Origin of the sequence: Mesorhizobium sp. M8A.F.Ca.ET.021.01.1.1, from assembly GCF_003998025.1 — a bacterium.
Lineage (GTDB): Bacteria > Pseudomonadota > Alphaproteobacteria > Rhizobiales > Rhizobiaceae > Mesorhizobium.
In genome coordinates this window covers 1-9,164 of the sequence record NZ_RZSJ01000216.1, presented here as the reverse complement: position 1 = coordinate 9,164, position 9,164 = coordinate 1, and the positions used below count along the sequence as shown (strand labels likewise).

7 protein-coding genes are annotated in these 9,164 nt (G+C 64.0%); 4 read left to right on the top strand and 3 right to left on the bottom strand.

The features are described 5' to 3' along the window. Together EOA36_RS17905 and EOA36_RS17900 are read right to left on the bottom strand one after the other, a co-directional pair. On the bottom strand, positions 1–1,757 hold a 1,757-nt coding region (locus EOA36_RS17905), incomplete at its 3' end, for an efflux RND transporter permease subunit (RefSeq protein ID WP_145969207.1). Next, a complete protein-coding gene (locus tag EOA36_RS17900; protein WP_127278765.1) occupies positions 1,754–3,127 on the bottom strand; it encodes an efflux RND transporter periplasmic adaptor subunit in 1,374 nt (457 codons plus the stop codon). The genes EOA36_RS17900 and EOA36_RS17905, both read right to left, overlap by 4 nt. 145 nt (positions 3,128–3,272) lie before the next feature. On the opposite strand from EOA36_RS17900, the gene EOA36_RS17895 reads away from it, so the two are divergent. Continuing rightward, on the top strand, positions 3,273–3,806 hold the full coding sequence (locus EOA36_RS17895) for a TetR/AcrR family transcriptional regulator (protein ID WP_127278764.1): 534 nt from the start codon (positions 3,273–3,275) through the stop codon (positions 3,804–3,806). Between the two features lie 37 nt (positions 3,807–3,843). Here EOA36_RS17895 and EOA36_RS17890 read toward each other — a convergent pair whose 3' ends face one another. Further along, on the bottom strand, positions 3,844–4,284 hold the full coding sequence (locus EOA36_RS17890) for an Lrp/AsnC family transcriptional regulator (RefSeq protein WP_127278763.1): 441 nt from the start codon (positions 4,282–4,284) through the stop codon (positions 3,844–3,846). 130 nt (positions 4,285–4,414) lie between these two features. On the opposite strand from EOA36_RS17890, the gene EOA36_RS17885 reads away from it, so the two are divergent. The 3 genes from EOA36_RS17885 to EOA36_RS17875 all read left to right on the top strand — a co-directional run. Then, positions 4,415–7,471 carry an aminotransferase class III-fold pyridoxal phosphate-dependent enzyme gene (locus tag EOA36_RS17885; RefSeq protein WP_127278762.1) on the top strand — a complete coding sequence of 1,019 codons (3,057 nt, stop codon included), beginning with the start codon at positions 4,415–4,417 and terminating at the stop codon, positions 7,469–7,471. A 115-nt stretch (positions 7,472–7,586) separates the two neighbouring features. Continuing rightward, a complete protein-coding gene (locus EOA36_RS17880; protein ID WP_127278761.1) occupies positions 7,587–8,594 on the top strand; it encodes an amino acid ABC transporter substrate-binding protein in 1,008 nt (335 codons plus the stop codon). A 198-nt stretch (positions 8,595–8,792) separates the two neighbouring features. Continuing rightward, a partial coding sequence (locus EOA36_RS17875) for a LacI family DNA-binding transcriptional regulator (RefSeq protein ID WP_145969206.1) occupies positions 8,793–9,164 on the top strand: 372 nt, incomplete at its 3' end.

Here is a 9,164-nt window from a genome sequence, read left to right as displayed (position 1 = left end):
TCCTTCACCAGGCCCAGGATCTGGTTGACGTAGGTCTCGGTGTAATCGGAGGTCGCATAGCGCGGCCCCGTCACCAGCGAGAGCAGGAAGCCCTGATCTTCTTCCGGCGCCAGTTCCGTCGAGGTCTTGGTGAACATGAAGCCGGTCACGCCGACAAGCGCCAGCACAATGAGCAGCGTCAGCGGGCGATAGTTCAAAGACCCCGTGACGGCGCGCTCATAGACGTGCTCGACACGCGAGAAGGTGCCGTCGACGATGCGCTGGAAGCGGCCGGCATTGCCGGGCTTCAGGAGGCGCGCCGACATCATCGGCGTAATGGTGATGGCAATGACGCCAGACAGCACCACGGATCCGGCAAGCGTCACCGCGAATTCGCGGAACAGGGCGCCGGTCAGGCCGCCGGTGAAGGCCAGCGGCGCGAACACGGCGGCCAGCGTCATGGTCATGGCGACGATGGCCGACGCGATCTCGCGCATGCCGCTGAAGGCCGCTTGCATGGGCGGCATGTGGTCTTCTTCCATGTGGCGGTGGATGTTTTCCACCACCACGATGGCGTCGTCGACGACAAGGCCGATCGCCAGCACCATGGCCAGCAGCGACAGAAGATTGATCGAATAGCCCACCGCGAACAAAAGGAAGCAGACGCCGATCAGCGACAGCGGGATGGTGATGATCGGCATCATCACCGAGCGGAACGAACCGAGGAACAGCAGGATGACGACGACGACGATGGCAACCGCCTCGCCGATGGTCTTGAACACCTCGTCGATCGAGGCGCTGATCTGACCGGTCGCGTCGTAGACGACCTCGATCGTCATGCCTTTGGGCAGCGTCTCCTGAATCTGCGGGACGAGCTTGGTGAGCGCGGCCGCGGTGGTCAGCGGATTGGCCGCCGGGGTTGGGAAGATGGCGAGGAAGGTGCCGGGCTTGCCGTTGAAGGAGACCCTTGTGTCGGTGTTGGCGGCGGCGAGTTCGACGCGAGCCACATCGCGCAGGCGCACTACGTTGCCGTCGGTCGAACGTAGCGGTAGAGCCGCGAACGCCTCGGGCGTCTGCAGCGTCGAGCGCACCGTGATAGAAGAGACGACATATTCGTTCTGGGTGTTGCCGGGCGCCGACAGGAAGTTGGAGTTGTTGATCGCCGTCAGCACCTCGGCAGCCGTCACGCCGCGGGCGGCGAGCCTGACCGGGTCGATCCAGACGCGCATCGAGTATTCCTGGGCGCCGAAGATCTGCACGTCGGCGACGCCTTCGACCGTCGACATGCGGGGCCTGATGACGCGCTCGATATACTCGGTCAGCTGCTCCTTGGTCATGTTCGGATTCTGCATCGAGATGTACATCATCGCGAACTGCTGACCCGTACCCTTGACGATTACCGGGTCCTTGGAGGCGTCCGGCAAGGTGCCGCGCACGCCCTGGACCTTGGACAGCACTTCGGTCAGCGCCACGTCGGGATTGGAGCCGAGCTTCATCTGCACCGTCACGGTGCTGGAGGACGGACGGCTGGACGAGGTGACGTAGTCGATGTTCTCGGTCGAGGCGACGGCGCGCGCGATCGGGGCGGAGATGAAGCCCTGGATCAGGTCGGCGCTGGCGCCCGGATAGGCCGTCGTGATGGTGATCGCCGTTTCGTCGACCTTTGGATACTGCCGGATCGACAGGTTGAAGATACCCTGGAACCCGAGCAGCAGGATCATGCAGGCAAGGACCGTCGAAAGGACGGGCCGGCGGATGAAGAGATCGGAAAAGCTCATTGCTGGTCGGCCTGTTTGTTCGCCGATTTGGTCGGATCGATCGTGTTGTCGACGTTGACGGACATGCCGTTGAAGAGCCGGTTCTGACCCGCGGTGACGACCTCGTCGCCGGCCTTCAGACCCTCGACGATCTCGACCATGCCCTGATTGTGGCGGCCGGGCTTGACGAAGACCTGTGACAGGACCAGCGCCGGCTTGTCGGCTTCCGCCGCCGGCTTGGCCGGATCGGCCGGCTTGGCGGCGTCGGAAGCGGCCTTGTCCGCTGGCTTGGCTGCGTCTGCGAGCTTGGCTTCAGCAGCCGGCTTCAGGGCTTCGGCTGCCGGTTTCATCGCGTCCGCCGGCTTGGCGTCCGCAGGCTTGGCATCCGCCGGCTTGTCGGTGGCCGCCGCGGCTGGCTTTTCCTCCGGCTTGGCTGGCTGCGCCGGGGCCGCCCCGGCGGGTTTGGCCGGCTGCACCACGAAGATGTAGTCGCCATAGAGGCTGGTGGTCAGCGCCGTCTGCGGCAGTGACAGCACGTCCTGCTCCTCGGGCAGCTCGACACGCACCTGCACGAACTGGCCAGGGGTCAATCTGCCTTCGGGATTGGCGACTTCCGCCCGGATGTTCACCAGCCGGCTGGACGGGTCGATCTTGGGGTCGATGCCACGGATTTTGCCGGCGAAAGGCATGTCGCCGCCGCCCTGGCCAAGCCGAACGGTCTGGCCGATCTGGAGCAACGGCAGCTGCTGTTCGGGAACCGAGAAGTCGACCCGCATCGTGTCCAGATCCTGCAAGGTTACCACGGACGTGCCGGTCGCTAGGTACTGGCCGAGATCGATCTTGGGGATGCCCACCGTGCCGCTGAACGGCGCCCTCAGCTGCTTCTGGTCAAGCACCGCCTGCAGCTTGTTCACCTGCGCGGCGGTGGCCGATGCCGTCGCCCGCGCTGTGTCGAGCGTAGCTTCCGCATTAACGCCGCGCTTCTGCAGTTCGACGGCGCGCGTCAGCGCCGTCTCGACGAGCGCCACTTGCGCCTTCGTCGCTTCGAGATCGGCCCGCTCGACGGCATCATCGAGCTGCAGCAGGACCGCGCCATCCGCAACCTTCTGGTTGGCATGGAAGAGGATCTCCTTGACGATGCCGGCGGTTTCGACAGTCAGGTCGACGCCACGCACCGCGCTGACAGTACCTATGGCCTCGACGCCCGGCGTCCAGTTCGACGGCTTGGCGATGGTCGTCGACACGGTCGCCGCCGGCGGCTTCATGGTGGCGAAATACTGCTTGATGCCGTTGTCGCGCAGGAAGTTGAAGCCGACGATGCCGCCGACCACGATGACGAGCACGGCAAGGACCACAATAATGAGAAATATACGGAGTATGCGCTTGAACAAGGAAGTCCCCTCAGTCGAAATCCGGCGCGAAGCGCGGACATCGGGACACATATCGACCGCAGGTCCCGATTTCAAATAATGGCGGTCTTACTGTACCGTCTGGACGGTCTTGTCAATTGGGCCTAAGCTTGCTTAGGGAGGCGCCATGAGAGCCCAACGACCGAATTCGCGCGAGAAGATTCTCGCCGCGGCGGCTGATGTTGCCCGGGAATCCGGGCCTGGTAGCCTGTCGCTTGATGCCGTCGCCAGCCGCGCCGGCGTGTCGAAGGGCGGACTGCTCTACAATTTTCCCACCAAGGCCAAATTGATGCAGGGCCTTGTCGAAGGTTATCTACGCGATTTCGAGCAAGCGCTGGAATCGGCGAACAGCAACGACAACGACAAAAATCCCCTCGCCGTCTATATCAAGCTGTCAGCGGAGGATTGCGAGGAAAAGCAGCCGTCCGCATCCTGGATCTTTTCGGCGATCGCCGAGGATCCCGATTTCATGACGCCGATAAAGACATTCAAGCGGCAGCTTTTCGAGCGCCTGAAAGGCGAGACGCCGGACCTCAAATCGCTGCTGGTCTGCTATCTCGCGATCGAAGGACTGCGCAGCATGAACCTGTTCGATTCCGACGTGCTGTCGAAGGACGAACGCGAGCTTTTGGTATCCTCACTTCTCGATATCGCCAAATAGGCTGCCTGGCCGGCGAAGACGCCGCCGCAGCCGTCGTTCAGTCGACGGCGCGTTCGATATCCCGGCGCAGGACGATCGCGGTTGTCAGGTCCTCGACGCCGCCGAGAGTGGCAACGAGGTCGCGCAGTGTGTTGAGGCGGTCGATCGACGGTACTTCGACCTCGACGATGAGATCGAGCTGGCCGCTGACTGATGATACCCGCCGGACCTCCGGATAGCGCGCCAGCTGGTCGAGAATGCCGATCGACGGCGTGCGGATGAGCGTTACCAGCAGAAAGGCGCGGATCAACCCTGGGTCCAGTTGGCCGATATCGGCCCGATACCCTCTGATAACGCCGCTCTTTTCCAGCGAGGCAACCCGTTCGCTCGTCGCGCTGCGCGACAGGCCGATGCGCCCCGCAAGCGTTTTCAGCGGGATGCGCGCCTCCTTCGACAGGATGCCGAGAATGTCCCTGTCCTTGGCGTCCAGTTCCTTCATTGCGCGCGCTCCATACGGTTCCGTCAATGTGCCGGTCAATGCGGTCATTGTGCCGGTATAACCGACGCTTTGCCGGATGCCCGATTTTCTGGCCCATGCCAAGCTTGACAAATCAGATCCGGATTGCCCGATGACCAACGTCTCATACCCAGCGCCTCAAATCTCGCAGACCGAGGCCGTCGATATCGCAACGCGGCACTTCGGCATTGCCGGCAGCGTCACACCGCTCGACAGCGAACGCGACCGGAATTTCAAGCTGACCGCTCCAGACCAATCGCTCTGGATCCTGAAGATCGTCAACGCCAGCGAGCCGCTCGTCGAAAGTGAATTCCAGACCGCGTTGTTCGATCATCTGGAGCGCCATAGTCCGGACCTCGCCGTGCCGCGTCTCAGGAAGACGGGGCGGGGCGCTTCGCTGGCCCATACAAAAGTGCCGGGCGGCGAAGATCATGCCGTGCGCCTGGTGTCATGGCTTCCCGGACGGCCGCTGGCCGAGAGCACGTCCAGTCCGGCGCTGCTGGAAAGCCTGGGCGGCGCGCTTGGCCGGCTCGATCGTGCCCTGCAAGGCTTCATCCATCCCGGCGCATTGCGCTCTTTCGACTGGGACATTCGCCAGGCAGGTGCCGCGCGGCAACGCCTTCACCACATTGACGACGAACAGGACCGCGCCTTGCTGGAGCGGTTCCTCGATCATTTCGATGCCGAGGTGGCGCCCCGGCTGTCGGCATTGCGGGCGCAAGTCATTCACAATGATGCCAATGACTGGAACGTGCTCGTCGATCTCGAAAGGCCCGAGCGTGTCGCCGGGCTGATCGATTTCGGCGATGCGCTGCACAGCGTGCTCATCGCCGAGGTTGCCGTCGCCTGCGCCTATGCCATCCTCGATGCAGAGGATCCGATCGGCGCCGCCGCCCGTCTCGCCGCCGGCTTCCATGCCGAGTATCCATTGCGTGAGGAAGAACTCGACCTGCTCTTCGATCTCATTGCGATGCGTCTCGTCACCTCGGTGACGCTGTCGGCGGCACGCAAGGACCGCACAGCCGACAATCCCTACCTGTCGATCTCGGAAGCACCGGCCTGGCGGCTGTTGCGTCGTCTGGGCAGGATGAACCGGCGCTTCGCGACGGCGATCCTGCGCCATGCCTGCGGCTTCGAAGCCGCCTCCGGAGCGCGCGCCGTGACAGGCTGGATCGCGGCCAACCGCACGCAACTTCTGCCGATCCTCGACCGTCACCCGGCGACGCTTGCCAAGGCGCTCGTGCCCTATGGCGATCCGCAAAATCCGATGACGGTGACGTCGGCGACACAGCAGCCCGACAAGGCGACCGAATGGTGGGATGCCTATTGTGCCGAACATGGCGTCGCGCTCGGCATCGGTCCCTGGGGCGAGGCTCGCACCGTCTATACCAGCGACATTTTCGAGTCGCGTTTCGTCGAAGGCGCGCGCCGCGCTAACCATCTCGGCCTCGATCTTTTCATGCCGGCGGGCACACGGCTCTACACGCCGCTCGCCGCGACCGTCAGGAGCGTCGAGATCGAGGAGGATCCGCTCGGCTATGGCTGTCTCGTGGCGCTGGAGCATGTGCCGCCGGGCTGCCCGCCTTTCGTCACGCTGTGGGGGCACATGGCGCATGAGGCTGGGCGGCGGCTGAAGGCCGGCGACCGGCTTGAAGCCGGCGCGCTCGTCGGCGAGATGGGTACGCCGGCGGAAAATGGCGGCTGGGCGCCGCATCTGCATTTCCAGATATCGACGGATACGAGCCTTGCCGCGCGCGACATCCTTGGGGTCGGCGAGGAGCGCTATCTCGACGTGTGGAAGGAATTGTTTCCCGATGCCGCGGACCTTGCCGGAATTCCGCCCGAAACCTTCCGCCAGAGCGGCCGGTCGCGTCCAGAGATCGTCGCCGCACGCAAGGCGTCACTGCTGCCCAATCTCTCCATCTCCTATTCCGAGCCGATCAAGTTCGTGCGCGGCGAAGGCGCCTGGCTGATCGACGATCGCGGCCGCGCCTATCTCGACTGCTTCAACAATGTCTGCCACCTTGGCCATGCGCATCCCGATGTGGTCGAGGCGATCGCGAGGCAGGCGGCCAAGCTCAACACCAACACCCGTTATCTGCACGATGCCATCGTCACCTATGCCGAGCGGCTGACGGCGACGCTGCCCGCCGGCCTGTCGGTGGCGTCCTTCGCCTGCTCGGGCAGCGAGGCCAACAGCCTGATGCTGCGCATGGCGCGGGCCCATACCGGGCGCAGCGAGGCGATCGTGCTCGACTGGGCCTATCACGGCACGACGCAGGAACTGATCGACCTCAGCCCTTACAAATACAAGCGCAAAGGCGGCAAGGGGCGCCCGGCGCATGTGTTCGAAGCGGTCATTCCGGACAGTTACCATGCTCCGGCGGAGTGGCCGGAGGGCGAGCATGCAAAGCGGTTTGCCGAGAGCGTCACCGAGCAGATCGCCGATATGGCGAGACAAGGCCGCGCGCCCGGCCTGTTCCTGGCGGAATCGATCCCCAGCGTCGCCGGCCAGGTGTTCCTGCCCGGGGGATATCTCAGGGAAGTCTACGCGATGGTGCGTGCCGCCGGCGGCATCTGCGTCGCCGACGAGGTGCAGGTAGGCTTTGGCCGTGTCGGCAGCCATTGGTGGGCTTTCGAAACCCAGGGGGTGACGCCCGACATCGTCACCATGGGCAAGCCGATCGGCAACGGCCACCCGATGGCGGCCGTGGTGACGACCACGGAGATATCAGCCTCGTTCAACAACGGCATGGAGTATTTCAACACCTTCGGCGGCAATCCGGTGTCCTGCGCGGCCGGGCTCGCGGTGCTCGACGTCATCGAGCGCGACGGGCTGAGGCGCAATGCGCTGGAGATCGGCGACTATCTCATGGCGCGCTTCAAGGCGCTGCAGGCCCGCTACGAGATCATCGGCGACGTGCGCGGCCAGGGGCTGTTCCTCGGTATCGAACTGGTCGAGGACCGCAAGAGCAAGAAACCTGCGACCGCCCTTGCCCGCCGCATCAACGACGGGGTTCGGGCACGCGGCGTACTGATCGGCACCGAAGGGCCGCATGACAATGTGCTGAAGATGCGCCCGCCGATGATCTTCAGCAGGGCCAATGCAGATCATCTGGTCGGCGTTCTCGATGAGACGTTGGCCGCGGTTCTGGCGGAACGGGCTTAGGACGACACCGCGCAAGGAGGCGCGCGGGCGGAATTCAGGATCAACGATTTCAGGAACGTCCGGCGCGTCACGTGCCGGCGGGAGGAGAGGCTTTGCCTCATCAAGGGAGGAAACCATGAAACATGCAATCGTCAGCGCGCTCTTGCTCGCATCGGCCACTTTGCCGGCCAAGGCGGACACATTCGACATCGTCAAGCAAAGGGGATCGATCATCTGCGGCGTCAGCCAGGGCGTCGCGGGCTTTTCGGCGCCCGACGACCAGGGCAAATGGAGCGGCTTCGATATCGATTTCTGCCGCGCGGTCTCGGCCGCCGTCTTCGGCGACCCCGACAGGGTGAGTTACGTGCCGCTGTCGACCAAGGAGCGCTTCACGGCGCTGCAGGCCGGCACCGTCGACGTCCTGTCGCGACAGTCGACCTGGTCCTTGTCGCGCGACACCGGCATGGGCATCCATTTCGTCGGCGCCGCCTATTATGACGGCCAGGGCTTCATGGTGCGCAAGGATCTCGGCGTGGACAGCGCGCTGAAGCTCTCAGGCGCCACGGTCTGCGCCGAACAAGGCACGACGACCGAGCAGAACGTCGCCGACTACTTCACCGCGCACCAGATGAAATACGAGGCGGTCGTCATCGATTCCGCCGACAGCATCATCAAGGCGTTCGATAGCGGCCGCTGCGATGTCTACACCACGGACGCCTCGGCGCTCTATGCGCAGCGCCTGAAGCTGACCGATCCCGCCGCGTTCACGGTGCTGCCGGACATCATCTCGAAGGAGCCGCTCGGCCCAGCCGTGCGCAAGGGCGACGACAAGTGGTTCGACATCGTGCGCTGGACGCTGTTTACGCTGATCGAGGCGGAAGAGGACGGCATCACGCAGGCCAATGCGGAAGCCTCGCTGAAGTCGCAGAATCCGACGATCCGCCGGTTCCTCGGCGTCGAGGGCGACAATGGCAAACAGCTCGGGCTCGACCCCGCATTCGCCTACAATATCGTCGCCAAGGTCGGCAATTACGGCGAGATGTTCGAACGCAATCTCGGCCAGTCCAGCCAGCTGAAAATCGCGCGCGGCATCAATGCGCTGTGGAACGCCGGCGGCCTGATGTACGCGCCGCCGGCGCGCTGACCCCTGCCGGCGAACCGGGTGCCCCAGGTCCGCGCCCGGCGATGCTCGCCGATGTGAAAGGGGGGTGATGCGCGACCTCGACGCATTGCCGCCTCCACCGCTCTTGGTCATGATGGTCGGATAAAAACGTTTTTATTCTTCTTGAAAACGTTTTTATCCGATGATACGGATGCCGACCTGAGGAATGGGTCGCCGTTGATGGCAGAGAACAGAGAACCCGAACGCCGAGAGTTTTCGCCAACGATCAAGACGTTGGCTGCCCACACCGGCTATTCGATCGCCACCATTTCCAAGGCGCTGCGGGGATCGCCGGTCGTCGCGCGGCCGACAAGGGATGCCATCGTCGCCGCCGCGCGGGAACTGGGCTATCAGGCGAATGCGCGGGGCATGGCGCTGAGGACAGGCAAGACCTATCGGGCCGCGGTGCTGATGCCGATAACGTCCGCCGTCGGCTATGAATGGGACGGTGTCGAATACACGCAGATCCTGAGCGGCATAAGCCAGGCGCTGGAAGACAGCGACTATCAGCTGTCCGTGCACGGCTTCCGGAGCTTTGGCGATGCCTTCGAC